Below are 26,648 nucleotides of genomic sequence, written 5' to 3' on the forward strand. Positions count from 1 at the left end.
AGAAAATATAATTATGTCAGGACATAACGAATCAATTTTAAGAGAACCACTAATCACCGGCACCCATATCACGTATGCAAAAATTACGAATGATATTCTACTGCCAGTTGAGAATAAGCCGAACAGGGCTTGGTGGATAGGTTTTATAGCCGCCCTATGCGGTGCTACCTTATGGGTAGTAGCAGTGAGTTATACTTTCTGGTTCGGTATCGGATCATGGGGGTTAAACAAAACAGTAGGATGGGCATGGGATATCACCGGTTTCGTATGGTGGGTAGGTATCGGTCACGCCGGAACGTTGATTTCAGCAGTACTTTTACTCTTCCGTCAGAACTGGAGGAATTCAATTAACAGATCTGCAGAGGCGATGACCATCTTCGCCGTTATCTGCGCCGCAACATATGTTGTATCCCACATGGGAAGACCATGGTTAGCTTACTGGGTACTACCATTACCGAATCAGTTTGGTTCATTATGGGTTAACTTTAACTCACCACTGGTTTGGGATATGTTTGCCATCTCCACTTACTTCTCTGTATCCCTGTTATTCTGGTATACAGGTTTATTACCAGATATTGCCACTATCCGTGACCGTGCTACTGGTTTACGCCGCCGTATTTACTCGATCTTCTCTTTCGGATGGAACGGTAACGTTAAAACATGGCAGCGTTTTGAGACGGTGTCTCTGATCCTTGCGGGTATTTCTACTCCACTGGTACTTTCGGTACACACGATTGTATCTATGGACTTTGCAACCTCGGTAATTCCGGGATGGCATACCACGATCTTCCCTCCATATTTCGTGGCAGGTGCGATCTTCTCTGGTTTCGCAATGGTATTGACATTATTACTTGTTGCACGTAAAGTATTAGGTTTAGAGAACTACATCACCATGTTCCACATCGAATCGATGAATAAGATCATCATTCTTACGGGTTCAATTGTTGGTGTTGCTTATATCACTGAGTTTTTCATCGCCTGGTATTCAGGTTCTGAATATGAAGCGTATGCATTTATCAACAGATCTACCGGACCATACTGGTGGGCATACTGGATGATGATGACCTGTAACGTAATTTCTCCGCAGTTGCTGTGGTTCAAGAAAATCCGTCTGAGCATTCCTGCTACCTGGATCTTATCTATTGTAGTAAACATCGGTATGTGGTTTGAGCGTTTCGTAATTATCGTGACTTCACTGCACCGTGATTACCTTCCGTCAAGTTGGGCGATGTTCTATCCTACATGGGTAGATGTGAGTGTATTTGTTGGTTCGATAGGAGTATTCTTTACTTTATTCCTGTTGTTCTTAAGGGTTCTTCCATCGATTGCGATTGCAGAGGTGAAACTATTACTTAAAACATCAAGTGAGCAGGCTAAACTTGCACAAATTAAAGAAGGTCATTTGGATAAAGTTCACGTAAAAGAATACGTAGAGTCTTTAGAGAAATTTGATAGTGTTAAACAAGAAGAATACGCAAAAATATAACAATGAGTAATATCAAATATATTTTAGGCAGTTTTGGCGATCCGGACGAAATGATGCATGGCATTGAAAAGTTACAGGAGAACAACATTAAGATCCATGATGTTTATACGCCTATGCCTATCCACGGCATCGAAGCCAAATTAGGGATTAAGAGATCAAGATTGGACATCCTTGCTTTTTTCTGCGGGATTACCGGAACAGTATCAGCGTTCGCATTGATTTATCTGACTTCAGTGGTAGACTGGAGAAATAATATTGGTGGTAAACCATCGTTTGCTCTGCCGGATTTTATTCCGATTATGTTTGAGCTGACCATTTTGTTTACTGCATTTGGTCTGGTAGGATCTTATTATGCATCGACCCACCTCTTCCCAGGAAGAGCGCCAAGGGTAATGGATTTAAGAGCTACTGATGATAGATTTATTATCGCTGTTGATGCACAGGAAAATGCAGAACACAGTAAAATTGATGGATTATTAAAAGAAGCTGGTGCTATAGAAGTTAAGCACAATGAAAGGAAGTATATTAGCTATGAATAAGAATAAAATAGTTGCAGCCTCATTTGTTGTTCTTGCCTTTGTTGCAACGCTTTCAGCATGTAACGATAATAAGAGCACTGGATTGGAATATGCAAGAAATATGTATGATCCGATCGCTTACAATCCGGATCAGGCAAATAAGAACTTTGCAAATGGTCAGACTGCACAAACGCCTCCTGCTAATACCAGCCCGGTAGGTTTTGTAAAGTATGAATATGCGAATACAAAAGAAGGTTACGAAGCAGCAGGATTAAACCTGAAGAATCCTTTGGCTAAATCGGCTCAGAACATGTTATCTGGTAAACATTACTTCACTGTTTTCTGTGGCCCTTGCCATGGTGAAAAAGGTGACGGTAAAGGACACCTGGTACAGATTGAGAAGTTCTTAGGCGTGCCTGCATACCATGGCGACGCAGCTTCTTCACGTGGTGGTTTAATGAAAGATTTATCAGAAGGTAAGATCTATCATACAATCATGTACGGTTTAAATAACATGGGATCACATGCTTCTCAGCTTACTCCGGATCAAAGATGGAAAGTAGTGATGTATGTTCAACAATTACAAAAAATACAATAGAAAAGCAGATATAAATGGGAACTCACAATTATAATTTAACTGAGCAGTTTGAGTTTACAGGAAAGGCTAAAACTTTAAGCATTGTGGCTATCGTAATCGGTATCGCAAGTATTGCTTATGGTTTTACTGACCATGGACTTCATGAGCGGACATTTGCCAACCTGTTACTTATGGCATATTACTTTGCGTGTGTATGTATGTCGGGCGCTTTCTTTCTTGCTGTTCAATTTGTAGCACAGGCCGGATGGTCTGCTTCTATACTTCGCGTACCTCAGGCAATGGCAAAAACACTGCCTTTAGCAGTAGTGTTACTGATCGTGATCATGGGTGCAGGTTTGTACACACATAATCTTTATCACCACTGGCATGCAGAAGGATTAACAGATCCGAATTCACCTCATTACGATAAGTTGATTGACGGTAAATCTGCCTTCCTTAACGTTCCGTTCTTTATGGGTCGCCAGGTGATATTTTTAGGTATCTATTGCTTCTTCGCATTATTGTTATCTAAATTATCAAACAATGAAGATTTAGAAGGGGGATTAAATTCTTACACCAAGAGTTTTAAATACTCTTGTATATTTTTAGTAATCTACGGCTTTACTACACCAATATTTGCCTTTGATACAGTGATGTCTCTTGAAGCACACTGGTTCTCTACCATGTTTGGCTGGTACAACTTCGCAGCAATGTGGGTAAGCAGTTTAGCTACGATGGCAATCATTATCATCCTGTTAAGAAAAGCCGGATACATGCAATGGGTAAACAATAGCCACCTGCATAACTTAGGTCAGTTCATCTTTGGATTCTCTATTTTCTGGACTTACGTATGGTTTTGTCAATTTATGTTGATCTATTATGCTAACATGCCGGAAGAAACTGTGTATTTTTACAAACGTTTTGAATTTTACAAATTCTGGTTCTTCCTGAATTTAGTCCTGAACTTCTTAACACCGGTACTTTTACTGATGGACCGTGATAATAAAAGACAGGAAAATATCCTATTGGGCGTGTCTATAGTTGTATTGTGTGGTCACTGGGTAGATTATTACCAGATGATTATGCCAGGTTCTGTAGAAGAAGGCACCAATGGATTTGGAATTATTGAAATAGGAACAGCAATCGGTTTTGTAGGGTTGTTTACGTTTTCAGTACTGAATGCATTAAGTAAGAAACCTTTAATTGCAAAGAATCACCCTCTTTTACAAGAGAGCCTGAATCATCACTTGTAGTTATCGGGTTAGAGAGTATATAAATTAATCGTATAGTAGAAGTACATCGTACTACTTTAAGAAAATGAGTTTAAGAAAATATATAAGCAATAAGACAATAGCAGCCCTGGCAGTAATTGTTACTGTATTTGCAAATACAAGCGCATTTGCACAAGAAGCAGCCGCTGGTGCTGCCGCTGCCAACAAACCTGTTGATATGTTTCCGATTTACAAATCGGCCGCATTTTACACCATGTTATTTTTACTGCTTTGCTTGTTCATAGCAATAGTGGGTAAAGCGATCACAGTGTATGAACTGACACGCGAAGCTCAGGATAAACCTGCGGGAATCAACTGGAATACTGTAAATGGTGTTCTGTTTGTACTTTTCTTAATCGTCGGATTGTATGGTGTTTATTTTGAATATACTGTTCACGGACATATGATTCTGCCGGATGCGGCTTCGGAACATGGTGCGAAGATTGACCAGATGTTTAACATTACGCTGATCCTGACTACAATCGTATTTATCGGAACGCACATCGTATTATTCCTGTTCTCTTACTTCTACAAAAACTCCGGTAAAAGAAAAGCATATTACTATCCGCATAACAATGCATTAGAGCGTATCTGGACTATCGTTCCGGCTTTAGTGCTGACTGTATTGGTATTAATGGGATTCCTTACCTGGAGATCAATTTTTTACAAGATTGAAGATCCGAACAATAAGCCTTTAAGTATTGAGATTACTTCTCAGCAATTTGTATGGACAATTCGTTATCCGGGTGCTGACGGGGTAGTTGGTTTGAAAAACTACAAACTGATTACTGGAACGAATGCACTGGGTATGGACTTTAAAGACAAGAACAATCTTGATGATCAGCAAGCTGATGAGATGGTTATTCCTGTTAACAAACCAGTAAGATTAATCCTGACCAGTAAAGATGTACTGCATAGTTTTTATATGCCACATTTCAGAATACAATTGAATACTGTACCGGGTATGACTTCATACTTTGAATTTACACCGACCATTACTACTGTAGATATGCAGACTAAAGTAAATGATCCGGCGTTTAAATTCCTGTTCTACTGTTCAAAAATCTGTGGATCTGGTCACTATAACATGCAAAAAGTTGTTAGAGTTGTATCTCAGGCAGAATATGATGCATGGGTAGTGAAACAACCTAAGTTTATCAATAACGATTTGAGAAAGCAATTTGACTTACCAATCGTACCTGAGGCAGGCGCACCAGCATCTGCACCAGCTGATAGCACCGCAAAACCTGCAAAAGACTCTTCTGCTGTAGCAATGAATAAACCGGCTTTAAAAAAATAATTATACTGGAATAGCGCATTATGTCAACTATAACATTAAACGATACACATAACAACGATCACCATGACGATCACGCTCATGGTCATCATAAACAATCTTTCATAACGAAGTACATCTTTAGTCAGGATCACAAGATGATCGCTAAACAGTTTTTAATAACTGGTATCGTTATGGCTGTTATTGCAATGGGCTTGTCTATCTTATTCAGGATCCAGCTTGCATGGCCTGATAAAAGTTTTCCTATTCTGGAAACATTTTTAGGCAAATGGGCTGAAGGCGGAAGGATTAAACCCGACTTCTATCTGGCTCTGGTTACTATACATGGTACTATCATGGTATTTTTTGTATTGACTGCAGGACTGAGTGGTACATTTAGTAATTTACTGATTCCGCTGCAGCTGGGGGTAAGGGATATGGCTTCTCCGTTTATGAATATGCTTTCTTACTGGATGTTCTTCCTTGCCTGTATCATCATGATGAGTTCATTCTTTATTGAGACGGGACCTGCAAGTGCTGGTTGGACAGTATATCCGCCGCTATCAGCATTGCCGAAAGCGATTCCGGGATCTGGTTTGGGTATGACATTGTGGTTAGCGAGTATGTTCATCTTTGTGGCTTCTCAGTTAATGGGTGGTATCAACTATGTAAGTACAGTGTTAAACATGCGTACTAAAGGTATGGACCTTTGGAAAATGCCGTTGACTATCTGGGCCTTCTTCCTTACTGCTATTTTAGGTATCTTATCTTTCCCTGTTCTTGTAGCGGGTGTGGTGTTGTTGATCTTTGACCGTAGTTTTGGTACAAGTTTCTACTTATCTGATATCGTTATGGGAACTCAGGTTCTTCCAAATGAAGGTGGTTCTCCAATCTTATGGCAACATTTATTCTGGTTCCTTGGTCACCCTGAGGTATATATTGTAATTATGCCAGCGTTGGGTATCTCTTCAGAAGTGATCTCGGTAAACTCAAGAAAACCAATTTTCGGTTACCATGCGATGGTTTATTCATTGATTGGTATTACTATACTTTCCTTCATCGTATGGGGTCACCATATGTTCGTGACGGGAATGAATCCATTATTAGGTGGTGTGTTTATGATCACTACGCTGATTATTGCGGTTCCATCTGCGGTAAAAACTTTCAACTATCTGGCTACACTCTGGCGGGGTAATATCAGGTTCACACCTGCGATGTTATGCGCAATAGGTATGGTTTCATTCTTTATCTCTGGTGGTTTAACGGGTATCTTTTTAGGTAACGCATCACTGGATATCAATTTACATGATACTTACTTTGTAGTTGCCCACTTCCACCTTGTGATGGGATCAGCTGCTATCTTCGGTATGCTTGCGGGTGTTTATCACTGGTATCCAAAGATGTTCGGTAGAATGATGAATGCTAAATTGGGTTACCTTCACTTCTGGGTTACTTTTATCTGTGCTTATCTTGTATTCTTCCCGCTTCACTTCTTAGGATTAGATGGTGTACCACGTCGTTACTATGCTTTCACTGAGTTTGAATTCATGCAGAAATGGGTTACGGTAAATATCTTTGTTACCTGGTCTGCAATTGTTGCGGCTTTAGCTCAGGTAGCTTTCTTATTCAACTTCTTCTATTCTATATTCAGAGGGAAAAAAGCTGTTCAGAATCCTTGGGAATCTAATACTTTAGAGTGGACTACTCCGGTTGAGCATTTACATGGTAACTGGCCGGGAGAGATACCTACAGTTTACCGTTGGCCATATGACTACAGTAAGCCAGGTGCTGAAGAAGACTTTATTCCTCAGACGGTTCCTTACTCTCAGACGATGAGTTCTAACATGCCTCATGATTTTGAAGGTAATGCAGAGTCAGAACGTATCCAGAGAGAATGGGATGCTAAAAATGCGCCGGATAAAGCTGATGTACATTTTCACTAATATCATTTTTTAAAATATACAAATGAGGTTATCTGCTTGAGTATATACTTATCAGTAACCTCATTTTCTTTTTAACAGTAAATGCAAATGGTTCCTAAATCTGAACATAGATTTATCCGGCTTAACCTTATCACTATTATCGTCACGTTGGTACTCATCCTTGCGGGGGCAGTAGTGCGTAGTACGGGTTCTGGTATGGGATGCCCGGATTGGCCAAAGTGTTTTGATCAGTACGTACCACCTACATCTGCTGACCAGTTGCCTGCAGGTTATAAAGAGAAATATGTTGCCGGCAGAACAGCAAAAAACGAAAAGTTTGCTAAACTGCTGGATAAAATGGGAAAGAGTAATCTCGCTGATAGTATTCGTCATGATCAGACGATCACTGTTCCTGAAAATTTTAATGTAGCAAAAACCTGGACTGAATATATTAACCGGCTCACCGGCGCTTTTACAGGCTTTTTATTACTGGGCCTTACTATATTGTCATTCCAGTACCGCAAGAAGGCAAAACGTATTATTGTTCTTAGTCTGCTGAATCTTGTTGTTGTCGGATTTCAGGCCTGGCTCGGTTCTATTGTAGTTTCTACAAACCTCCTGGCCTGGATAGTTACCGTTCACATGCTCCTGGCACTGGTGATCCTGGCAATCCTGGTCTATACTTATTATTACGCGAGCCGTATTTACAGGGATTATACGGTCATTATATCAAAGGTAGTATGGTTGAAAGTATTGTTATTAGTGGCTATTTTACTGAGTGTAGCGCAAATTACATTAGGTACCGAAGTAAGGGAGGCCATTGATGCCATTTCAAAAAGCCTGTTGTATCAGGAGCGTGCTACCTGGGTCGGTAAAATAGGTCAGACTTTTTCTTATCACCGGGATCTTGCGATCTTTGTGGTTGTAGTCAATATATTTATTTATCAGTTTGTGATGGATAAGTTTGGAGGGAAGGCTACAGAGTTAAGGCTGGGCAATTCAATCATAGTGGTTTTACTGATTCAGATTGCAAGTGGTTTAATATTGTCTAACTTTGCATTGCCGCCATTTGCGCAGGTCATACATTTAGTGTTCTCAACAGTGCTGTTCACCTTACAGTTTTACCTCTATCTTTTGGTGTACCGGACAAATACTTATAATCAATAACATTAAACAAATAGGAATTGAAATTATTTTTCTCAGATTTATCTAAACTTATAAAATTCAGACTTACTTTTTTAGTTGTGTTTTCTGCGTCGATCACGTTTTTGATCGGTTCCAGGATGCAGGTGGCTAGGGGAGAAGTTCCTGCAATTGACTGGGGAAACTGGATGATCCTGGTAGCCGGAGGCTTTTTAGTTACTGCTGCCGCCAACTGCTTTAATGAAATTATTGAAGTGGATCTGGATAAATTGATGACGCGGACAAAAGATCGTCCGATGCCGGCAGGCAGAATGACTACAGGACAGGGTTTGGTTCTTGGACTGATTATGGGAATGCTGGGTACCTGGTTATTAGGGAAACTTAATTTGGAAACGGGTTTATTGTCAGTATTTTCTATTCTGTTATATGCATTTGTTTATACGCCTTTAAAGCGCAAATCACCTATTGCTGTTTTCGTTGGCGCTATACCCGGTGCATTACCACCACTGATTGGTTACCTGGCTGCTTTAGGTCATATTAAACATTTCATGCCGGTTGATTATGAGATTGCTGGTATTCTTTTCCTGGTTCAGTTTGTTTGGCAGTTCCCGCATTTCTGGGCAATAGCATGGGTACTCGATGATGATTACAAGAAAGCCGGATTCAGATTATTACCGACCAAAAAAAGAGATAAGGTAAGTGCCTGGTTTGTTTTTTTAAGCACATTGGTATTGATACCTGTTAGTTTAATGCCAACTATTTATGGATTTGGCGGTTATTATATTGCCGGATTTTCACTTATAGCAAGTCTGGCCTTTACCTGGTTTGCATTTAAGCTGCTGGTAAAAATGGATATAGAAAGTGCCAGGGGAGTAATGTTTTGCTCTTTCTTTTATATTCCTTTAGTACAATTGATTTTATTATTTGATTTTATAGGTAAATAGGTTTTATATGGTACACACACTTAAACAAGAAGATTTAAAACAGGAGGCAGATCCCTCACTCAAGGCAAGGAAATTTGTGCTTTGGTTATTTGTAGTATCCTCTACAATTATGTTTGGGGGCTTCACAAGTTACTATATTGTGTTTGCGGCATCTAAGGGTAAGGGACATGGTCTGGTTCTTCCGGACGTGTTTATGTACAGCACTGCAGTACTTGTACTGAGCAGTGTTTGTTTGTTCTTAGGGGCTAAGGCAGTACGCAAGCAGAACATTCAGCAGCAAAAGATGTTCCTTTGGGCGGCTGTTGTATTGGGACTTGGATTTGGTTATCTGCAGGTAGATGCCTGGTCGGCCCTATTCCAGAGTGGTGCGGCATTGGTGAACAATAATGCGGCAATCTCAATTATTTATATCGTTTCGGGGATGCACCTGCTGCATATATTTGGGGGCTTGGGTATTATCGGCAACAGCTTATGGGGAGCTTATACGAATGTTTCTCATGAAAAAGCAGTGTATCGCATAGAAATAGCCTCTATATTTTGGCATTTTATAGATATATTGTGGATATATCTTTATGTTTTTTTACTTTTGAACAGTTAGACTTTTTAACAAACAATTACAATTTTAAAATGGATTCATTATCACAATTAGATCAGGTAAAAACTACTCCATGGAGTGGAGGCCGTTCACCGTGGTCGGTAGAATACGGAAAAATAATGATGTGGTTTTTCTTGCTATCTGATGCATTTACATTCTCTTCATTATTGGTATACTACGGAGCACAACGTTTCACTAAATTCACATGGCCTGATCCTGATTTGGTTTTCCAGTCTATCCCTGGTGTGGTTGACTCTGGTGCGCCATTGGTATTTGTAGGTATCATGACCTTTATTCTGATCATGAGTTCCGTAACCATGGTTCTGGCTGTTGAGGCAGGACACAGACGTGCTAAAAAGGAAGTTATAGGTTGGATGATCGCTACAGTAATTGGTGGTTTCATGTTCCTTGGCTGCCAGGCATTAGAATGGACGCACTTACATCATGAAGGTTTCTGGTGGGGATCTATTCCTGAGCCGGAAGAATTAAAACATTTTTTCAATGGCCCGGTATCTGACGTAGCTGCGCAACAGTTTGCTAACTTATTTTTCACGATTACAGGATTTCACGGATTCCACGTATTTACAGGAGTACTGTTAAATATCATCATTTTGTGCATGACCATTAATGGTACGTTCGAAAAACGCGGACATTATCTAATGGTAGAAAAAGTAGGTCTGTACTGGCACTTTGTTGATTTGGTTTGGGTATTCGTATTTACCTTCTTCTATTTAGTTTAATCCCTAGAATAATATTATTATGTCTGAACATAACATACACAATACAGAAGAGCATGCACATGATGAGCATGCTGGCTTAAGCAAAGCGAAAATCTGGCAGGTATTTTTTATCCTGCTGGGAATAACTGTAGTAGAATTCGTTATCGCATTAGTGATCTTACCACAAGGTATGGTTTCACATATGGCGGGTAATATCGCCTATATTCTGCTTACACTTTTAAAAGCATATTATATTGTTGCCTTCTTCATGCACCTTAAGTTCGAGAAGACAGGTCTGCAATTGTCTTTAGGCCTCGCGTTTATTTTTATCATCTATTTTATTACGCTGATGTTAATTGAAGGCGGTTATCTGCATACACACATGACCCTTTAATTCATGAAGCTAGCTTCAATAAAAAAAGTATTAATCCTGGTAGCCATTTTAGCGGTACCGGGATTTTTATATTATGAACTTGTTGAACAGGGTAAAAACCGGTATAAACCTTTACCTTTTTTCGGTCCCAAGAAAGTGGCCTCAACATTTCATAGTAAACGTGGAAAGCAGATTCCCGATACCATATACCATCAACTGGCAGATTTCAGATTTATCAATCAGCAGGCAGATACGGTATCATGGAATGACTATAAGGGAAAGATCATTGTATTGAATTTGTTCTATACAAAAGGCAATAACTATGCAGTTAATTTCGCCAATAAGGCAATGGGTGTATATGGGAATACCTATCGGAAAAACCCGTTGATTCACTTCATCGGCTTAAGTATAGATCCTGTGACAGATACGCCGGCGGCATTATTGCCATACGCCGCCAAATTGAATGCTAAAGCCGGTAAATGGGACTTGCTGACGGGAGATAGTACTGCCGTATATAACTGGATCAATAAAAGCCTTTATATTGATGCACAGCAACAAATTGATAAAGGGGAACGGAAGTTTACTTATAGTAATCTTTTTGTGCTTCTTGATCCGCAGCACCGCATCAGAGGTTATTATGATGCTACCAATCAGGAAGCATTAACTAAGCTGGATGACGAAATCAAAGTTCTTGTAGCCGAAGAGCTGAGAAATGTAAGAGACGGCCGATAGTACAATTTATTTATAATGAAACTGAACGATAAATTCTTTTTACGACTCATCTGGATCGTAACCGCAGTAGTTTTAGTGGTGGTAATTGCTTTAAAAATCGTACCGCCGCCGACTTACAAACCTTCTTTTATTTATATGCTGCCGCATATCATTGGTGGAATCAATGCTACCTGCGCTGTTCTGCTGGTGCTGTCACTTATTTTTATCAGGCGTAAAAACATCCAGGCGCATAAAATAACGAATGTAATTACTTTCATTTTGTCTGCCTTGTTTCTTGTTTTCTATATCCTTTTCCACCTTTATGAAAAGGATACTAAATATGGAGATATTGATCACAATGGAATACTTTCTGCGGCAGAGCTGGCATCAGTTGGTGTTTCAAGAATGATTTATTTTGTCATCCTGGTAACGCATATTATCCTGGCAGTAGTGGTACTCCCCCTGATCCTGATCAGCTTTTTGCGTGGATTCAGCATGCAGATTGAGCGTCATCGGAAAATAGTAAGATGGGCCTATCCGGTTTGGCTTTATGTAGCTGTGACAGGGGTAGTCGTCTATCTGATGATTTCTCCCTATTACAATTTTTAGATAAGTCATACGCTTTTCATTTGTAGAGAGGCAAGGCAATTGCGCGGAGGATTTTACGTTTTATCTGTATATTTGCAGGCAGCTGAAAATAATGAAAATGCTTCATAAAAATTAAATTTCCAATAATGAAGAAAGCACTGATAATATTCTTTTTAATCATCTCTGTATTTGCAGAGAGCGGCACTCAAACAGCATCTGCTCAATGTGCAATGTGTGCAATAAGTGCTGAGCAGGGTACTAAAAATGGAAATACACAAGGTAAAGGAATTAATTCCGGTGTGATGTACCTGATGGCCATTCCTTACCTGCTCATTGGTGGCTTAGGATTACTCTGGTACAAGAAATTCCGCACTTCAAAATCATAATGCAAAAAACATCTAAACTGTTTGCCCTGGTAAATGGCAAGTGCCCGCATTGCCGCAGGGGTGATATATTTACAGGAAGTTTATACGGTTTCAATCTACAGCGTACCAATGAATTCTGCAGCCACTGCGGACAGCGTTATGAAATTGAACCGGGTTATTTTTACGCTTCCATGTATGTAAGTTATGCGATGAATGTATCAGAGATGATTGCTGTCGGAATAGCCACTTATGTGCTTTCTGGTGGTAACCTTGAATTCGATTCCTTATGGCTCTATGTGACCTGTATTTTTAGTGGATGCTTTTTGCTTGCGCCTTTTAATTACAGATATTCACGGGTCATTTTATTACATTGGCTCTCACCAAAAATTAGTTATAACGCATTTTACGACCGACCATGATTAAGCCTGAAACACTCGCTTTTTTAACAGAGATAGTAGAAAACAACAACCGTGAGTGGTTTGCGGAAAACAAAGAACGTTACGAAACTGCCAAGGCAGATGTCCTGGGTTTCGTTGATCAGCTGATTCCTGTACTGGCAGCGACAGATCCTGAGTTTCCTTTGGAGACACAGGCAAAAAAGTGTTTAATGCGTATCTACAGGGATATCAGGTTTAGTAAGAATAAAGCACCGTATAAAAATAACTACGGGATATCTTTTGCCGTAAGGAACAAAAATGGTGGCGGACCGGAATACTATCTGCATCTTCAGCCGGGTAAATCTTTTTTCGCAGCCGGTTACTGGATGCCGGAAGCGGATAACCTGAAGCGTATCAGGGAGGAAATTGATTACAATACAGATGAGTTTCTGGAAATTACAAGAGCTAAAAGCTTCAGTAAGCTATTTGAACTGAGTCGTGAAGACACACTGAAAAAAGCACTAAAAGGATATGACACGGAACATCCGCATATAGAACTGTTAAAGTTAAAGAGTTTCATTGCCACATTTCCTATACGTGATGAGGAGTTATTCAAACCAACTATTATAAATCATTTAAAAAAGGCTTTTGCAGGCGCTTATCCGTTTGTTCAGTTCCTTAGAAAAGCCATAACGCAATAAATAATTATGAAGAAACTTATTTTGTTTTCGGCCATTATTTTACTGGCCAGTGCATTTAGTTCATGTGTAGTCTTATCGCCTAAAAAATACAAGGCATTATTGGCGAGACAGGATTCACTCAATACGGGCTGGAGCGGATCACAACTATCGAATGAAGAATTACAAAATGCAATATCGAGATTGCAAAGAGATACAGCAAACCTGAGCGGAAAGTTAAATGAGCTTAATGGTAAATATAACGAGATTGACGGCAATTACGCCAAATTAAGGACTAACAGCTCATCTGAGATCAATAAACTGTCTGAAGACCTTAAAAAACGGGAACAACGTTTAAAAGAGGTAGAAGATGTATTGCGGAAGAGAGATGAAGCATCTAATCAGTTAAAGGAGAAATTGCAGGAAGCCTTGCTTGGATTTACTAAAAGCGGGCTTACGGTAGAGATGAAGGATGGTAAAGTATATGTTTCCCTTACAGATAAGCTGTTGTTTCCTTCGGGAAGTATTGTGATCGATGAAAAGGGCAAACAGGCTTTAGCTCAGTTAGCTAAAGTGTTAAAAGAGCAGCCGGAAATCTTTATTGCTGTAGAAGGGCATACTGATTCGCAGAAAATAAATAACCTTGGACAGATAAAGGATAACTGGGATTTAAGCGTGTTACGTTCAACCTCTGTAGTGCGTTACCTTACAGAAGTTGAAAAGGTGCCGGGTATCAGGCTAACTGCTACTGGTAAGGGTGAGTTCCAGCCTCTGGGATCTAATGCTAACGCGGAAAGCCGTAGTAAGAACCGCAGGATTGAAATTGTATTGTCGCCTAAACTGGATGAACTCTATAATTTAATAAAGAAATAATAAGCTACAAAAAACGGGCGTATCATTTATTGTGATACGCCCGTTTTTTGTGCAGGTAGATTTCCTAAAAGGGACTTACGAAGTCTTTAAAAGAAGGAAGAACCAAATCTTTATCAGACAGCAGCAGCTCCTCTTGCGCAAGGTCTTTGCTCCAGTTAATGGCCAGATCTGGATCGTTCCACATGACGCCAACTTCAGCATCCTTATCATAATAGCTGGTCACTTTATACGTGAAAATGGTATCGTCCTCAAGCGTTAAAAATCCATGAAGAAAACCGGGCGGTACCCAAAGCTGTTTGTGATTTTCGCCACTGAGTTCAACACTGTAATGCTGCCCGTAAGTAGCTGAATCTTTCCTCGCATCAACAGCGACGTCCAAAACGCGTCCCTGTATCACACGTACAAGTTTTCCCTGAGCAAATGGTGCTTTTTGTGCATGTAAACCACGCAGCGTACCTTTTTGAGAGAAGGACTGGTTATCCTGTACAAAATCAGCCTCAATGCCGGCAGCTGTAAAAGCCCGTCCGCTAAAGCTTTCGTAAAAATAGCCACGGTTGTCTTTCCAGACTTTAGGCTCAATCAGGAAAAGATCAGCAATAGGTGTTGGTATAAAATTCATATTTATTAAGCTATATATTCCATTATAGTTCTGAAAGAAACGTATTTGTCTTTGAACTTTAGATCTGATTCGTGTTGTAAGGCAGGCTCGAAATTGTCACGATAGTTAGTGTAATCTTCCATTGTCTGTACAACATATTGTGTGCAAAAAGTTACGCCTTCGTTAGGTGATTCAAGGACTCGTAATAATCTGTTGGAGACAAACATTCCGGTGTCCATTATTTTTGGTATCTGTTCCTCTACCATCCAAAGCAGCCATGCTGCAGCAGATTCATCTTCAATGATTACGGTTACATTGTATAATAACATTTTGCAAAGATATAATTATGACCCCATATTATCTCCCCGAAGTTTTCTGAAATGTTTGCGTGCCTCGGCAACGTACATGCTACCCGGGAAATCAGTTATGAGTCGCTGGTAAAGGATTTTAGCCTGCTCAGGATTGTTTAGCTGTACTTCATTTAATCCGGCAAGCATAAATAATGCGTCATCTGTCCAGATATTTTTCTGTGGGTGTGCAATGAGCTGGTTGAGTAACACTGCAGCTTTATCAAATTCGCCATTCCTGATATAGATGCGTGACCTGGTCATTAATATATCATCAGCAAGCGTATTCTGAGGGTATTTGATAGTGATGCTGTCTAATCTGGCCAAAGCAGGCAAAGATAGATTTTTAAACTGCAGTAATTCTGCGGAGGCGAACATCTTTAATGCGAGTGTATCTGTACCTGTTTCAAGATGATCTGATAAGAGCAAGCTTAGGTTCATGGCATCATTAGCAATTAATTGTGCGGTTGAAGCCTTTAACACATCGGCCTGAGATTTTGCATAAGTAAAATTACCCTGGTAAAATGAGAGTCTGGCCGATCTGTATTTGGCTTCATTGCCAATGTTCTGATTTTCGAATTCTTTCGCAACCTGCTCATACATCAATATGGCTTCCCAGGGTTCCTGATTGAGTACATATATATCCCCCAGTTCCAGTTTCATTTCTCCAATTTCAACATTCGATATACCAGGGAATTTTAAGGCTGCTTCGAGTGACCCTTCTGCTTTATCCAGGTCATGCAGGTAATAAGCCTGAATGTTGGCTAGTTTTCTGATTGCAAAAAGTGTTCTGGCATTTTGTCCGTATTCGGTAAGAATAGTCTGAAACTGATCGGCAAGTATGATTATATCTTCTTTTTTTGATCCGCCCAATAATAACAGCTGATACCTTGCGTCTATCATCGCTAATTTAGCAGGTAGAAAATATTCGTTTTCCTGCCCTTTGGTGAGCAGATAAGTATAGGCCTTAATGGCGGTTTCATAAGCTTTATTTGCCATAAAGGTTTGTGCATTTTCAAATAAGATTGCTCCATTATCCTTAATACGTTTGTCCTGTGCGATTAACTGGCGAAGCGCCATCTCATACTCTTCCTGCTGCAAATATTGCCAGGTTAGTAATTTAGCGTACGATTCATTCTGGGGTTCCCTCTGTATTTTTTTGAATAAGGCATTCTGGAGCATCAGGTAATCTGAATTACCTTCGAATATGCTGGAAAATACGGTTTCGGCCTGTTGAAGCATTTGTGGCATCGTAGACAATGCATTCAAATACTCCTCGATGAGCATGTTTTTATCTTTTTTATAGCGATATAAACTCAGGAGTTCGAAAGTGAACATCTGCTCATTTTTGAATATTTTTCTGCCCTGCGTAAAAACATCCAGAGCGGTGTCATATTCACCCATCTGGTAAAGGTAGTTGGCAATTTCCCGGACTTTAGATTCTTCTTCAGGAAGTAAATTGACCAGCTGACTGAATGTTTTACGTGCATTTTCCAGCTCTCCTTTCTCCTTTTTTGTCTTACCAAGTGCAGCCAGGTATCTGAGGTCATCAGGCTGTTGTCTGACCAGCTTACTGGTTACTTTCTCTGCTTCGTCGAAACGTCTGGACTTTAATAATGCATTAAAATATAAATCAAAATAAGCTTCATTTCTGGTTCTGGAATATAGTTTTTCCATTACAACAGCAGCTTTCTCAAACTCTCCATCCTGGTAGTACTGCATAGCAACCTCATTTTCCTCATTGTATTGAGCAGCTAAGAAGAAGGGAACACACAAGAATAAAATAGTAATCAATGCTTTCATTAAATTGTCTTATCCCACTAAATTAACAAAGATTTATGATTGACCGTATTTTAATTGTTACTCGTATTTATTTCAGTAATGAGATAATATATCTATTTTGAAAGGCTTTCTTTCCTGTTGCCGTTTAAAGTAACAATGTTAGTGTATAGCACGTTTAGACAAGCGGTGTTATGTATTTTTGTCTGCTACTCATACTATGACCGAATTTAAAAAATATTTATGGTTGATGCTGATTGTTGTGCTTGCTGCTTGTCAGCAAAAAACGACTGTCAAAGTTATTCCTGTTGCTGATTTTTTCAGATCGCAGGACAAAGCTTCCTATGCAATCTCTCCTGATGGTAAAACATTATCTTATTTAAAGCTGCAGGGAAAAAAGCAAAACTTGTTTGTAGAGGACCTGGAGACAGGCAAATCATTACAGATTACACAGCTGGATCAAAAGAAGATCAATTACTATTTTTGGGTAAGTGATGACGAACTGATTTATTATAAAGAGAAATCTGGCGTAGAGCGGCTTTCAGATATTTTTATCATTAATAAAAACGGCAGGAACGAGCGTCAGCTAAGTGACAATGGTAAGAGCCGGATTCGGGTATTGAAAGATCAGCTGGTAGATAAACAGTTTATTCTCGTTTCTTCAAATAAGCGGGATTCCACAGTTTTTGATGTTTACAGGTTAAACGTCAGGGATGGCAAAATGGAAATGGCAATCAAGAATCCCGGCAATATTACAGACTGGATTACCGATGCGCAAGGAAAATTGCGGCTGGCTACGTCAAGTGACGGTGTAAATGAAACCTTATTGTATAGAGATAAAGAAGGGCAGCCCTTCCGGCCGGTGATTACAAATAATTTCAAGACTACTTTTAAACCCATTGCACTGTCGGAAGACCGACCGAATATTGTCTATGCCATTTCTAATGTAAACCGTGATAAAAATGCACTTGTGGAGCTTGATTGCGCGACAGGGAAAGAGGACAAGGTACTTTTTAGCAATGACACGCTTAATGTGGTAGAAGCACAGTACTCTAACGTTAAAAAAGGAGTTACGTTTGTGGTTTGTGAAACATGGAAAAAAGAGAAAGTTTACCTTGATGCCTCAGCGAAGAAGGTTTATGCCAGACTTGATGAATTATTACCCGGCACAGAATCTAAAATTATTGATAAAGACAGGGCTGAAAATATTTTTATTGTCAGGACCTTTACGGACAAAGATCCGGGTTCTTTTTATGTTTATTTTGCTGATAAGGGAACGATCAGAAAACTAAGCGATTATAATCCATCCATTAAAGCGGCCGAAATGTGTGAGATGAAGCCTATTACTTTTAATTCCAGAGACGGACTTAAAATTCATGGTTATCTGACTATGCCCGCTAATCAGGCGTCACAGCACCTCCCTGTTGTAATTTTACCCCATAATGGACCTGGTAACCGAAATTCATGGGGTTACAATGCCGAAGTACAGTTTTTGGCAAACAGGGGTTATGCTGTATTTCAAATTAATTACAGGGGCTCTTCCGGTTACGGTAAATCATTTATGGCTGCCGGGTTTGGGCAATGGGGCGGAAAGATTCAGCAGGACATCAGTGATGGCGTAAAGTGGCTTGTAAATGAAAAGATTGCGAATCCGAAAAAGATCGCTATTTACGGCACAGGTTTTGGGGGTTATATTGCACTGAATAGCTTATATTCGAGTCCTGGAACATTTGCATGTGGAGGATCAAATTCCGGGGTAATTAATTTATTCAGTTATTTAAAATCTATTCCTCCATTTTTAAAGACCAACCTGCAGATGTATTACGAAATCATTGGGAATCCTGTTACAGAAGTTGATTACATGCGTCAGGCATCGCCTGTATTTCATGCAGATAAGATCACTGTCCCGGTATTTCTGGCACAGAGTCCAAAAGATCCGAGGAGTAATGCGGGCGAGGCCATTCAGTTTGTTAAGGAACTGAAAAAGCGCAATGTGAATGTGACGTATCTGGAGAAGGAGAATAATGAATTTTCGGCTCAGGGAGAAGAGGTGAGGCAAAAGCTTTATACTGCACTGGAGCAATTTTTATCTGCTAATTTATTGAAGAAATAGTAATATGCATGGCTTCAGAAAGATATAGCGGTTACCGTAAGAATTTTGCATTGATCCTGACATTTATTGTATTGATCTCTGTGCTGTTTATCCTTTCACTTTTTTTGGCCTATAACTTTAGCAAAAAGTTTATTGAAAACGAATTTGTCTCAGAAAAGGTTAAAGTTCTGGAGGAGAGTATCAAGCCTTATAATGAGTTTTTTCAAAATAAAGTGCCGGAAATCTCTTATTACAACGGGTATCTTGATTCAGCTACTACAGCAAAATTTGTAGATACGGTGCTGAATACTTATCCCTTCGTTTCCAAAGTAGTTTTTTATGATTCTCAGGTAAGCAATAGCTATGTTAAGGATGGATTGAATACAGGATATTTTTCTTTTGGTCCGAATTATATTTACCAGTTTGGAGATTTGGTGCCAATGGATTCGGTAAAGCTCTTTTCTAAGGAGGATACTAAGAAATTTACCAGGGGAGATGATTTCAATGCCTTGGGAATCAAGCTGATCTCTTATATTGAGAGTCTGGACACTACAAAGATCCCGGGTCAGGATGAGCTTTTTACTAATTTCAGTAATATCCGCTCCAACAAAATTACCTACCTGAATATTCCGCGGATGGAAGATTTGAAGGTTTATAAACAGATGTTAAGGGAAAAGCTTGATCCTTCACCAATTTATAAGCAGGATATGCTTTCATTTTATCTGGATCCCTATAAGATCAGGATAATTAATTCACGGCCACTTTTATATCAGAATATCAGGATTGAGCCCCTTACTTATGATCCGCTGAATACTTCAACGGAATATATTGCAACAGAAATCACATTACCAGGTCCGTTTTCTGATTATAAGCTATATTTTATATCGGCAAAATCATTTGTCGACAAAGAGATTCTGAGTTATTTCCTGCCTATAGCATTTGTGATGCTCCTGTTCTACGGTATTTTGGTGCTGGTGGCTTTTCTGATCTACAGGAACCTGAATATCAATCATAAGATGTTTAAGCTGCAGTATGACTTTGTGAATAATCTTACACATGAATTTAAGACTCCGGTGAGTGTGATTAAAATAGCCGGTAATAATATTAAAAGTGCAAATTCTCTTACAGAGAAGGAGTTGAAACTGTATGGTAAAATTCTGGACGAAGAAGCAGACAAGCTGAACGGGCTGATGAATAAACTACTGGCTTTTACACAGATTGAAAATAAGGCGATTGAGCTAAATCAGGATGAGATTTATATAGAGGATTTTATAGAAAGTACTGTAGAGTCCCATAAACTGAAGCATCCCGATTTTAACTTTACGTACGAAGTTTCGGGTTTTACCACATTTATTACTGATCCTGTTTTGCTGGGTAGCTTATTTGATAACCTAGCTGAAAATGCATATAAATACTCACCGCCGGAGCGTAAGCGACTTCATATTACCGCCAGAATGATCAGGAACAAAGTTGTTTTCAGGTTTACTGATCAGGGGATAGGGATTCCGGCATCAGATATTAACAATGTTTTTAAGAAATTTTACAGGATCCAGAACCAGTACAATCAGAATGGCAGTGTTGGATTAGGCCTGGCTTTTTGTAAAGAGCTGACGAATTTCATGAAAGGCGATATTACGGTGAAAAGTAAAGTAAATAAAGGAACAGAATTTAAAATAGTACTTCCATATAATAATTAATAGATATGTCTAAAGGAATTAAAATACTTATAGTCGAGGATGATGAAAACTTAAGGTTTTTAGTCGTACACCGTTTAAAGGCAGAGGGCTATGATGTACTGGAAACAGGTGACGGTGAAAATGCGGTAAAAACTATAATGAGTGAAAAACCGGATATTGTTTTATTAGACTGGATGCTGCCTGGCAAGCAGGGCGCTGAAGTATGTGAAGATGTACGCAGACAGGGGTTTGAGAACCTGGTGATTATGATGACTGCGAAGGCACAGGATGTGGATAAGATAGATGCCTATAATTTCGGTGCTTCAGATTATGTAACAAAGCCTTTCAATATGGATGTTCTTGTGGCAATGCTGGATAGTAAGGTAAAGTTTCTGCTCAATAATGACCGCTCGGAGATACACCGTTTTGGTGATATGGAACATCATCCGAATATTCATACCCTATACAGGAATGAGCGCAAAATTGAGCTGACCATACTAGAAAACAGGATCCTGTTGTATTTCCTCAGAAATCCTCATAAAGTGATCAATCGTGACGAACTCATGCTGGTGGTATGGGGTTATAATTCTGATGTAAATACCAGAACGCTGGATATGCACATCGTGAGGCTAAGAAAGAAGATAGAACTGAATCCTGATAACCCGCAGTTACTGCAAACAGTGAGAGGTATCGGTTACCGTTTTAACGCAGGTTAAGAGATTTATAATATAAAGGGCCGGCATGTATCATAACGTGCCGGCCCTTTCCAATTTTATGCTCTTTTAAGCGTGAATATCGTGATTTCTGGCAGGATGCCTACTCTGCCCGGGTATCCCAGGAATCCGTAGCCTACGTTAACGTAAAGCTGCTGCTTTTGCTCCTGATATAAGCCGGCCCATTCTTTATAAATATATTGAATCGGACTCCATTCAAAATTTTCTGTACGGACGCCAAACTGCATACCATGGGTATGGCCGCTAAACATTGCGTCTATCTGTGGATATTTTGGCAGTACTTCTGCGCGCCAGTGGGAGGGATCGTGAGAAAGTAATAACTTTACAGGAAGATCATCTGTATTTTTCGTTGCGAGATCCATGCGACCGTATTTGGGGAACCGGCCCATACCCCAGTTCTCTATTCCCAGGATACCAATTTCTTCCCCGTCGACTTTTAATCTCCGGTTTTCATTCATTAAAAGATCCCAGCCCATTAACTCATGGGTTTTAATTACGTCTTTCAGATTTTTAACCTTTGCAGGAGATGATTCTTTGCCAAAATGATAGTCTCCGTAATCGTGATTGCCTAAAGAAGAAAACACACCTAGTGGTGCCTTTACCTTACTGAAAATGTCCTGGTAATCCCGCATCTCAGTCGCCATATCATTCACGATATCGCCTGTGAAAAATATAAAATCAGGTTTCTCACCGAGTAACATTTCTACTCCGCCTTTAACTGCCGTAGGATTATAAAAACTTCCTGAGTGTATATCCGATATTTGACCCATAGTGATCCCGTCAAAAGCGGCAGGAAGGTTGGGAAGAATCAATGTTTTTCTTCTTACCTGATAATCATATGCACCAGAAGTAATACCCCATGTGAGTGATGTTAGTGGCACTGCAGCCGCAACCAGCCCAGCTTTAACGATAAAAGCAGACCTGCTGATAGGTTCCCCGGGATGTTGTGCAGTTTTGACCGGATCCTCCTTTTTGGCTTTAAGCGATCTGAACAGGCTGATGGCTAACCGGCGCAGGTCATCCACCAGCAAAAATGGCAGCATTACTATCTTGCAGGCCGTGATCAGGAAAAATGCCACCATGATCACGGCACGTAGTGATAAAAAGATGTTGATAAATATACCCGCAAATATGCCGATAATCAGCAGAAGGGTAACTGACCAGTATATAAAAGAAAAACGTCTTTTTGCTTTTGCGCTCCAGGTTTTAAATACGGATAAAAGTGCCGTCAGGCAATAGTAATCAAATGCAAGAATCAGGAGGCATCCTGCAATTAAAAAGGGTAATCTTCCCATTGGATAAATAGAATTTTTGGTTATCTGAAATCAATGTCATCCTCTTCATCTTCTCCAAGCTCTGTATTAAACAGGCTGTCGAACATGTCAGAAAAACCAAAACCACTCTCCAGGTATTTTTTATTGAGCTGAGAATATTCTGCCAAACCATGTAATACAAATTCCATTAAAAGCAATGTCTGATTTGCACTGAGTTTAGGGTGGAATTTTTTCACAAGATCATACAGTCCTTCTACCTGCATTAATTCTTTTTTATACTGTGCGGCAGTCAGGTTATCAGCAATATCTAAGGTGTTTCCGTCCGTGAACCAGTCAGTTATTTTTAAATATGGATTTACAGCTTTGCTTTTCTTAGCTTTCTCCGGATCAGGGAAGTAGCGGCCGAAGAGACTTTTTATGGCTTTACCAATTAACGTATTGGCCACTTTAGCAGGTCCTTCCAGTTCGCCTTCATACACCAGTTCAATTTTTCCCGTTACTGCCGGAATTATACCTGTAAGGTCAGACAATCTGACGAAAGTACTTTTTTCCCGGTTGATTAACATTCTGCGCTCTGCAGAACTGATCAGGTTTTCATATGCAGAGATTGTTAGCCTGGCGGATACGCCGGACTTCTGATCTATGAACTCACTTTTACGCGCTTCAAAAGCGACCTGTTCAACAAGATCTTTAACCAGTCCGTCTGCTTCAACTGTTAGCTTCTGATCTTCTGTGATTTTTGCTTCCTGGAACGTGATTTTCCTAGAAATAGCAATGTTTTTAGGATAGTGGGTAAGAATCTGACTTTCAATCCTGTCTTTTAGTGGTGTTACAATAGAACCCCTGTTTGTATAATCTTCCGGATTGGCTGTAAATACGAATTGAACATCCAAAGGTAAACGCAGTTTAAAACCTCTGATCTGGATATCTTTTTCCTGTAACATATTAAACAATGCTACCTGGATACGCGCCTGGAGATCGGGTAATTCATTGATAACAAAAATGCTGCGGTGTGCCCTTGGTATGAGTCCGAAATGGATCACGCGTTCATCATTATAAGTTAATTTTAATGTAGCGGCTTTGATAGGATCAACATCACCAATTAGGTCGGCCACAGTTACATCCGGAGTAGCCAGTTTCTCTGTATAACGATCAGAACGGTGTTGCCAGCTAATTGGCGTATTGTCACCATGCAGCGCAATTTCCTGATGTGCAAACCATGAAATTGGATTCAGTGGATCATCGAATATTTCACTGCCCGTTACATAAGGAATGTATTCATCCAACAGGTTAACCATTAATCTGGCTATACGTGTTTTAGCCTGACCACGTAAACCTAATAACAGGATGTTGTGCCTTGATAAAATAGCAGTTTGTAGTTCGGGAATAACAGTTTCATCATATCCTAAGATACCTTCAAAACCTGCATCTTTATTTTGCAGCTGAAGGATAAGATTTTTACGTAATTCATCTTTTACAGTTAATGAGATATAGTTTGAGGCCTTTAATTCGCCAAGAGTTTTGATTGAGTTGTGCTCCATATGATTGATCTGTCCGGATTAGCGAACTGTTTTTCTTCTGTTTTTTATATAATCTTCAAAAATATATTCTCCAAGGCCGGTTAGAGAACTGTAGAAGGCTCTTCCGCCATTTGTTTGTGTGAACTCTCGTACAAATTGCTGCAGATAAGGGTCCTGTGCAATCATAAACGTAGTGATAGGTATTTTTAGACGTTTACATTGGGCGGCCATGTTTAGGGTTTTATTGATCACCTTTCTATCCAGACCCATACTGTTCTTATAATAACGGCCATTTTCTTTCAGGCAGGTTGGCTTGCCGTCCGTAATCATAAAAATTTGTTTGTTATGCGTTTTACGACGACGAAGTAAGTCGGCCGCCAGCTCCAGTCCCGCCAAAGTATTGGTGTGATACGGGCCTACCTGCAGATAAGGAAGATCCTTAACCGTGATCGGCCATGCATCATTACCGAATACCACAATATCAAGTGTGTCTTTAGGGTAACGCGTTTTAATCAATTCGGCAAGTGCCATGGCAACCTTTTTGGCAGGTGTGATACGGTCTTCACCATACAAGATCATAGAGTGAGAGATGTCTATCATCAATACCGTGGAAGTCAGTGTTTTGAAATCTTTTTCTTCTACTTCCAGATCCCTTTCTGTTAATGTGAAGTTCCCTATCCCATGGTTGATCTGCGCATTCTGTATAGAAGCGGTCATATCAATCTGATCCAGACTGTCGCCAAATGAATATTCACGGCGATCGGCATTTTTCTCTTCACCAATTCCGGAGGTATTGCTATTGTGATTACCCTTGCCCGCTTTTTTAAGCTGGCCGAAGATCTCTTCCAATGCCGATTTACGAATGGTCTGCTCTGTTTTGGAAGTAATCTCAACTCCGCCATCCTTTGAATTTTCTTTGAGATAGCCCTTTTCTTTAAGGTCATCAATAAAATCGCCCATTCCGTATTCGCCGGTGGTAAATTTGTATTGCTTATCCAGTTCATTCATCCAGGCGAGCGTTTCACCCGCATCGCCGGCAGTATAATTCAATAACTGCGTAAATAACTTGAGCAAGTCATCGAAGCCACCCTTAGGGAGGTCATCAGGCTGATAATTAGAAAAATGGAAACCTTTCATATCTTTATATTAACGGAATACCGAAGATAAAAGTTTGTAGAAGGACTAATGTTACTTACTTGTCAAAATACGAGGGTAAAAAAAAGACAAATGCCTTTTAGCATCACCATTGTGCTTATTTTCTCTAAACTTTCGGATAACCTTTGGCAAGCGCCTCATTCGCCCTTTTTACGGCTAATTTTTCTCTGAATTTAGCATAGGGTGCTTTCAAAGCCATTTTTAATATACTATCCAAACCGCCTTTTATGGCCAGGTTAAACACACTCTGGGCTTTTCTGACTAATGAAGCATCCCATGCCCTAAGGCTTAGGGAAAATGAGCCATCCAGGTATTTCATCCAGTGCCACATTCCTGTAGGCATAAAAAGTGTGTCTCCATGTTCCAGAAAAACTTCATAACCCTCCACTCCCCTTAATGCCGGGAATTTGTCAAAATCAGGGTTGGCAACATCGTAGTCCTCCAGGGCATAAGTGGCATTAGGGATACAATATAAGCGCTCTTTCCATTTATTGTCAAACAATATAATGTGCTTTCTGCCGCCAAAATGGGTGTGGAACAGGTGGGGCAGATCGATATCATAATGCAGAAAGGTTACAGAATTAGATCCTCCAAAGAACATGGCGGGCATACTCTCAATGAAACCACCCATTAACTCCTTAGGGAGCACAATATCTTTAATGAGCGAGGGAACGTGCTTAAAAAGATTAAAGAAAAATATGCGGAGCTCTGTAGGTTCTGATTTAATCAGGTCCAGATATGCTCCGAAACGCATGTGTGCCGCTGCAGAATTGATCGGTTTTGAAGGGTCGACTTTGGCATTATCATACAGCGGGACTTCGAGTTCCCCTGCTATTTCTTTTAGATAGTCTGTAGTCCATTTCTCTCTGGCAGGCCAGTTTCTGGTGAGTCCTTTAATAATTAAAGGTTTCCTTGGGCTTAAATAATTTTTTTTAAAATCTTCAGGACTGATGTTCTCAACGGTATCTACCGGCTTTAGTATAAAGCTCATAATAAGAAATGCTCTTGTTTGAGAACAAAAGTGTAAATTAATTATTACTTATTAACATAAAAAGGGA

Annotated in this window: 27 protein-coding genes; 20 read left to right on the forward strand and 7 right to left on the reverse strand. The window is 39.8% G+C overall.

All coding sequences use genetic code 11. The annotated features are described in order from the left end of the window. Positions 1-13 precede the first annotated feature (13 nt). The 17 genes from nrfD (at position 14) to OQX62_RS02120 (ending at position 14,415) form a co-directional block, all read left to right on the forward strand. The gene (gene nrfD / locus OQX62_RS02040) at positions 14-1,486 is read left to right on the forward strand and encodes an NrfD/PsrC family molybdoenzyme membrane anchor subunit (RefSeq protein WP_265829721.1); all 1,473 of its coding nucleotides are present in this window, start codon (positions 14-16) and stop codon (positions 1,484-1,486) included. 2 nt (positions 1,487-1,488) lie between these two features. Further along, positions 1,489-2,025: a DUF3341 domain-containing protein gene (locus OQX62_RS02045; RefSeq protein WP_265829722.1), complete on the forward strand. Its 537-nt coding sequence runs from the start codon at positions 1,489-1,491 to the stop codon at positions 2,023-2,025. After that, entirely contained in the window at positions 2,018-2,602 is a 585-nt protein-coding gene (locus OQX62_RS02050) for a c-type cytochrome (protein WP_265829723.1), read from the forward strand. Before OQX62_RS02045 ends, OQX62_RS02050 begins: the two co-directional genes overlap by 8 nt. A 14-nt stretch (positions 2,603-2,616) precedes the next feature. Then, positions 2,617-3,834 (forward strand): quinol:cytochrome C oxidoreductase, encoded by a 1,218-nt coding sequence (locus OQX62_RS02055; protein ID WP_265829724.1) that lies wholly within the window; start codon positions 2,617-2,619, stop codon positions 3,832-3,834. Between the two features lie 64 nt (positions 3,835-3,898). Next, a complete protein-coding gene (locus OQX62_RS02060; RefSeq protein WP_265829726.1) occupies positions 3,899-5,152 on the forward strand; it encodes a cytochrome c oxidase subunit II in 1,254 nt (417 codons plus the stop codon). A gap of 20 nt (positions 5,153-5,172) precedes the next feature. Beyond that, positions 5,173-7,071: a cytochrome c oxidase subunit I gene (locus tag OQX62_RS02065; RefSeq protein ID WP_265829727.1), complete on the forward strand. Its 1,899-nt coding sequence runs from the start codon at positions 5,173-5,175 to the stop codon at positions 7,069-7,071. A gap of 87 nt (positions 7,072-7,158) precedes the next feature. Next, the gene (locus OQX62_RS02070; RefSeq protein WP_265829728.1) at positions 7,159-8,217 is read left to right on the forward strand and encodes a COX15/CtaA family protein; all 1,059 of its coding nucleotides are present in this window, start codon (positions 7,159-7,161) and stop codon (positions 8,215-8,217) included. A 17-nt stretch (positions 8,218-8,234) separates the two neighbouring features. Continuing rightward, the gene (cyoE, locus tag OQX62_RS02075) at positions 8,235-9,137 is read left to right on the forward strand and encodes a heme o synthase (RefSeq protein WP_265829729.1); all 903 of its coding nucleotides are present in this window, start codon (positions 8,235-8,237) and stop codon (positions 9,135-9,137) included. A 7-nt stretch (positions 9,138-9,144) separates the two neighbouring features. Then, the gene (locus tag OQX62_RS02080; RefSeq protein WP_265829730.1) at positions 9,145-9,735 is read left to right on the forward strand and encodes a cytochrome c oxidase subunit 3; all 591 of its coding nucleotides are present in this window, start codon (positions 9,145-9,147) and stop codon (positions 9,733-9,735) included. 29 nt (positions 9,736-9,764) lie between these two features. Continuing rightward, a complete protein-coding gene (locus OQX62_RS02085; protein WP_265829731.1) occupies positions 9,765-10,472 on the forward strand; it encodes a cytochrome c oxidase subunit 3 in 708 nt (235 codons plus the stop codon). Positions 10,473-10,491: 19 nt separating this feature from the next. Continuing rightward, positions 10,492-10,845 (forward strand): cytochrome C oxidase subunit IV family protein, encoded by a 354-nt coding sequence (locus OQX62_RS02090; RefSeq protein ID WP_265829732.1) that lies wholly within the window; start codon positions 10,492-10,494, stop codon positions 10,843-10,845. Positions 10,846-10,848: 3 nt separating this feature from the next. Beyond that, entirely contained in the window at positions 10,849-11,556 is a 708-nt protein-coding gene (locus OQX62_RS02095) for an SCO family protein (protein ID WP_265829733.1), read from the forward strand. A gap of 15 nt (positions 11,557-11,571) precedes the next feature. Beyond that, complete coding sequence (locus tag OQX62_RS02100; RefSeq protein WP_322973667.1) at positions 11,572-12,144, forward strand: DUF420 domain-containing protein; 573 nt, start codon at positions 11,572-11,574, stop codon at positions 12,142-12,144. Positions 12,145-12,269: 125 nt separating this feature from the next. Further along, on the forward strand, positions 12,270-12,509 hold the full coding sequence (locus OQX62_RS02105; protein ID WP_265829734.1) for a hypothetical protein: 240 nt from the start codon (positions 12,270-12,272) through the stop codon (positions 12,507-12,509). Then, entirely contained in the window at positions 12,509-12,907 is a 399-nt protein-coding gene (locus OQX62_RS02110; RefSeq protein WP_265829735.1) for a DUF983 domain-containing protein, read from the forward strand. Before OQX62_RS02105 ends, OQX62_RS02110 begins: the two co-directional genes overlap by 1 nt. Continuing rightward, complete coding sequence (locus OQX62_RS02115) at positions 12,904-13,566, forward strand: DUF2461 domain-containing protein (protein WP_265829736.1); 663 nt, start codon at positions 12,904-12,906, stop codon at positions 13,564-13,566. The genes OQX62_RS02110 and OQX62_RS02115 overlap by 4 nt, the downstream gene beginning before the upstream one ends. A gap of 6 nt (positions 13,567-13,572) precedes the next feature. After that, a complete protein-coding gene (locus OQX62_RS02120) occupies positions 13,573-14,415 on the forward strand; it encodes an OmpA/MotB family protein (RefSeq protein ID WP_265829737.1) in 843 nt (280 codons plus the stop codon). A 64-nt stretch (positions 14,416-14,479) separates the two neighbouring features. Here the strand turns inward: OQX62_RS02120 and rfbC are convergent, their stop codons facing one another. From rfbC to OQX62_RS02135, 3 genes are read right to left on the reverse strand one after another with little or no spacing between them, the layout of a single operon-like run. Continuing rightward, positions 14,480-15,034 (reverse strand): dTDP-4-dehydrorhamnose 3,5-epimerase, encoded by a 555-nt coding sequence (gene rfbC / locus OQX62_RS02125; RefSeq protein WP_265829738.1) that lies wholly within the window; start codon positions 15,032-15,034, stop codon positions 14,480-14,482. Between the two features lie 5 nt (positions 15,035-15,039). Beyond that, the gene (locus tag OQX62_RS02130) at positions 15,040-15,342 is read right to left on the reverse strand and encodes a DUF4286 family protein (RefSeq protein WP_265829739.1); all 303 of its coding nucleotides are present in this window, start codon (positions 15,340-15,342) and stop codon (positions 15,040-15,042) included. 15 nt (positions 15,343-15,357) lie between these two features. Continuing rightward, positions 15,358-17,163 carry a tetratricopeptide repeat protein gene (locus OQX62_RS02135; RefSeq protein WP_265829741.1) on the reverse strand — a complete coding sequence of 602 codons (1,806 nt, stop codon included), beginning with the start codon at positions 17,161-17,163 and terminating at the stop codon, positions 15,358-15,360. Between the two features lie 196 nt (positions 17,164-17,359). Between OQX62_RS02135 and OQX62_RS02140 the strand changes: the two genes are divergently transcribed. The 3 genes from OQX62_RS02140 to OQX62_RS02150 are packed head-to-tail and all read left to right on the forward strand — an operon-like array spanning position 17,360 to position 21,623. Then, positions 17,360-19,252, forward strand: a complete 1,893-nt coding sequence (locus OQX62_RS02140) for a S9 family peptidase (protein ID WP_265829742.1) — start codon at positions 17,360-17,362, stop codon at positions 19,250-19,252. A gap of 8 nt (positions 19,253-19,260) precedes the next feature. Beyond that, positions 19,261-20,928, forward strand: coding sequence for a sensor histidine kinase (locus OQX62_RS02145; RefSeq protein ID WP_265829743.1), 1,668 nt, complete (start codon positions 19,261-19,263; stop codon positions 20,926-20,928). Positions 20,929-20,933: 5 nt separating this feature from the next. Then, complete coding sequence (locus OQX62_RS02150; protein ID WP_265829744.1) at positions 20,934-21,623, forward strand: response regulator transcription factor; 690 nt, start codon at positions 20,934-20,936, stop codon at positions 21,621-21,623. A 56-nt stretch (positions 21,624-21,679) separates the two neighbouring features. On the opposite strand, the gene OQX62_RS02155 is transcribed toward OQX62_RS02150, so the two are convergent. The 4 genes from OQX62_RS02155 to OQX62_RS02170 all read right to left on the reverse strand — a co-directional run bounded on the left by OQX62_RS02155 (position 21,680) and on the right by OQX62_RS02170 (position 26,581). Continuing rightward, on the reverse strand, positions 21,680-22,936 hold the full coding sequence (locus OQX62_RS02155) for a metallophosphoesterase (RefSeq protein WP_265829745.1): 1,257 nt from the start codon (positions 22,934-22,936) through the stop codon (positions 21,680-21,682). Positions 22,937-22,956: 20 nt separating this feature from the next. After that, positions 22,957-24,456, reverse strand: a complete 1,500-nt coding sequence (locus tag OQX62_RS02160; protein WP_265829746.1) for a sigma 54-interacting transcriptional regulator — start codon at positions 24,454-24,456, stop codon at positions 22,957-22,959. Between the two features lie 18 nt (positions 24,457-24,474). Then, positions 24,475-25,572 (reverse strand): vWA domain-containing protein, encoded by a 1,098-nt coding sequence (locus OQX62_RS02165; protein ID WP_265829747.1) that lies wholly within the window; start codon positions 25,570-25,572, stop codon positions 24,475-24,477. A 124-nt stretch (positions 25,573-25,696) separates the two neighbouring features. Then, positions 25,697-26,581 carry a cupin-like domain-containing protein gene (locus OQX62_RS02170; RefSeq protein WP_265829748.1) on the reverse strand — a complete coding sequence of 295 codons (885 nt, stop codon included), beginning with the start codon at positions 26,579-26,581 and terminating at the stop codon, positions 25,697-25,699. Positions 26,582-26,648 lie beyond the last annotated feature (67 nt).

Origin of the sequence: Pedobacter sp. MR2016-24 (assembly GCF_026239655.1) — a bacterium.
In the GTDB taxonomy this organism is placed as follows: domain Bacteria; phylum Bacteroidota; class Bacteroidia; order Sphingobacteriales; family Sphingobacteriaceae; genus Pedobacter.

Excerpts from the sequence above, each read along its gene's own strand:
- nrfD (WP_265829721.1), top strand. The coding sequence starts at position 14 with ATGTCAGGACATAACGAATCAATTTTAAGAGAACCACTAATCACCGGC.
- OQX62_RS02045 (WP_265829722.1), top strand. The coding sequence starts at position 1,489 with ATGAGTAATATCAAATATATTTTAGGCAGTTTTGGCGATCCGGACGAA.
- OQX62_RS02050 (WP_265829723.1), top strand. The coding sequence starts at position 2,018 with ATGAATAAGAATAAAATAGTTGCAGCCTCATTTGTTGTTCTTGCCTTT.
- OQX62_RS02055 (WP_265829724.1), top strand. The coding sequence starts at position 2,617 with ATGGGAACTCACAATTATAATTTAACTGAGCAGTTTGAGTTTACAGGA.
- OQX62_RS02060 (WP_265829726.1), top strand. The coding sequence starts at position 3,899 with ATGAGTTTAAGAAAATATATAAGCAATAAGACAATAGCAGCCCTGGCA.
- OQX62_RS02065 (WP_265829727.1), top strand. The coding sequence starts at position 5,173 with ATGTCAACTATAACATTAAACGATACACATAACAACGATCACCATGAC.
- OQX62_RS02070 (WP_265829728.1), top strand. The coding sequence starts at position 7,159 with ATGGTTCCTAAATCTGAACATAGATTTATCCGGCTTAACCTTATCACT.
- OQX62_RS02080 (WP_265829730.1), top strand. The coding sequence starts at position 9,145 with ATGGTACACACACTTAAACAAGAAGATTTAAAACAGGAGGCAGATCCC.
- OQX62_RS02085 (WP_265829731.1), top strand. The coding sequence starts at position 9,765 with ATGGATTCATTATCACAATTAGATCAGGTAAAAACTACTCCATGGAGT.
- OQX62_RS02090 (WP_265829732.1), top strand. The coding sequence starts at position 10,492 with ATGTCTGAACATAACATACACAATACAGAAGAGCATGCACATGATGAG.
- OQX62_RS02095 (WP_265829733.1), top strand. The coding sequence starts at position 10,849 with ATGAAGCTAGCTTCAATAAAAAAAGTATTAATCCTGGTAGCCATTTTA.
- OQX62_RS02100 (WP_322973667.1), top strand. The coding sequence starts at position 11,572 with ATGAAACTGAACGATAAATTCTTTTTACGACTCATCTGGATCGTAACC.
- OQX62_RS02105 (WP_265829734.1), top strand. The coding sequence starts at position 12,270 with ATGAAGAAAGCACTGATAATATTCTTTTTAATCATCTCTGTATTTGCA.
- OQX62_RS02110 (WP_265829735.1), top strand. The coding sequence starts at position 12,509 with ATGCAAAAAACATCTAAACTGTTTGCCCTGGTAAATGGCAAGTGCCCG.
- OQX62_RS02115 (WP_265829736.1), top strand. The coding sequence starts at position 12,904 with ATGATTAAGCCTGAAACACTCGCTTTTTTAACAGAGATAGTAGAAAAC.
- OQX62_RS02120 (WP_265829737.1), top strand. The coding sequence starts at position 13,573 with ATGAAGAAACTTATTTTGTTTTCGGCCATTATTTTACTGGCCAGTGCA.
- rfbC (WP_265829738.1), bottom strand. The coding sequence starts at position 15,034 with ATGAATTTTATACCAACACCTATTGCTGATCTTTTCCTGATTGAGCCT.
- OQX62_RS02130 (WP_265829739.1), bottom strand. The coding sequence starts at position 15,342 with ATGTTATTATACAATGTAACCGTAATCATTGAAGATGAATCTGCTGCA.
- OQX62_RS02135 (WP_265829741.1), bottom strand. The coding sequence starts at position 17,163 with ATGAAAGCATTGATTACTATTTTATTCTTGTGTGTTCCCTTCTTCTTA.
- OQX62_RS02140 (WP_265829742.1), top strand. The coding sequence starts at position 17,360 with ATGACCGAATTTAAAAAATATTTATGGTTGATGCTGATTGTTGTGCTT.
- OQX62_RS02145 (WP_265829743.1), top strand. The coding sequence starts at position 19,261 with ATGGCTTCAGAAAGATATAGCGGTTACCGTAAGAATTTTGCATTGATC.
- OQX62_RS02150 (WP_265829744.1), top strand. The coding sequence starts at position 20,934 with ATGTCTAAAGGAATTAAAATACTTATAGTCGAGGATGATGAAAACTTA.
- OQX62_RS02155 (WP_265829745.1), bottom strand. The coding sequence starts at position 22,936 with ATGGGAAGATTACCCTTTTTAATTGCAGGATGCCTCCTGATTCTTGCA.
- OQX62_RS02160 (WP_265829746.1), bottom strand. The coding sequence starts at position 24,456 with ATGGAGCACAACTCAATCAAAACTCTTGGCGAATTAAAGGCCTCAAAC.
- OQX62_RS02165 (WP_265829747.1), bottom strand. The coding sequence starts at position 25,572 with ATGAAAGGTTTCCATTTTTCTAATTATCAGCCTGATGACCTCCCTAAG.
- OQX62_RS02170 (WP_265829748.1), bottom strand. The coding sequence starts at position 26,581 with ATGAGCTTTATACTAAAGCCGGTAGATACCGTTGAGAACATCAGTCCT.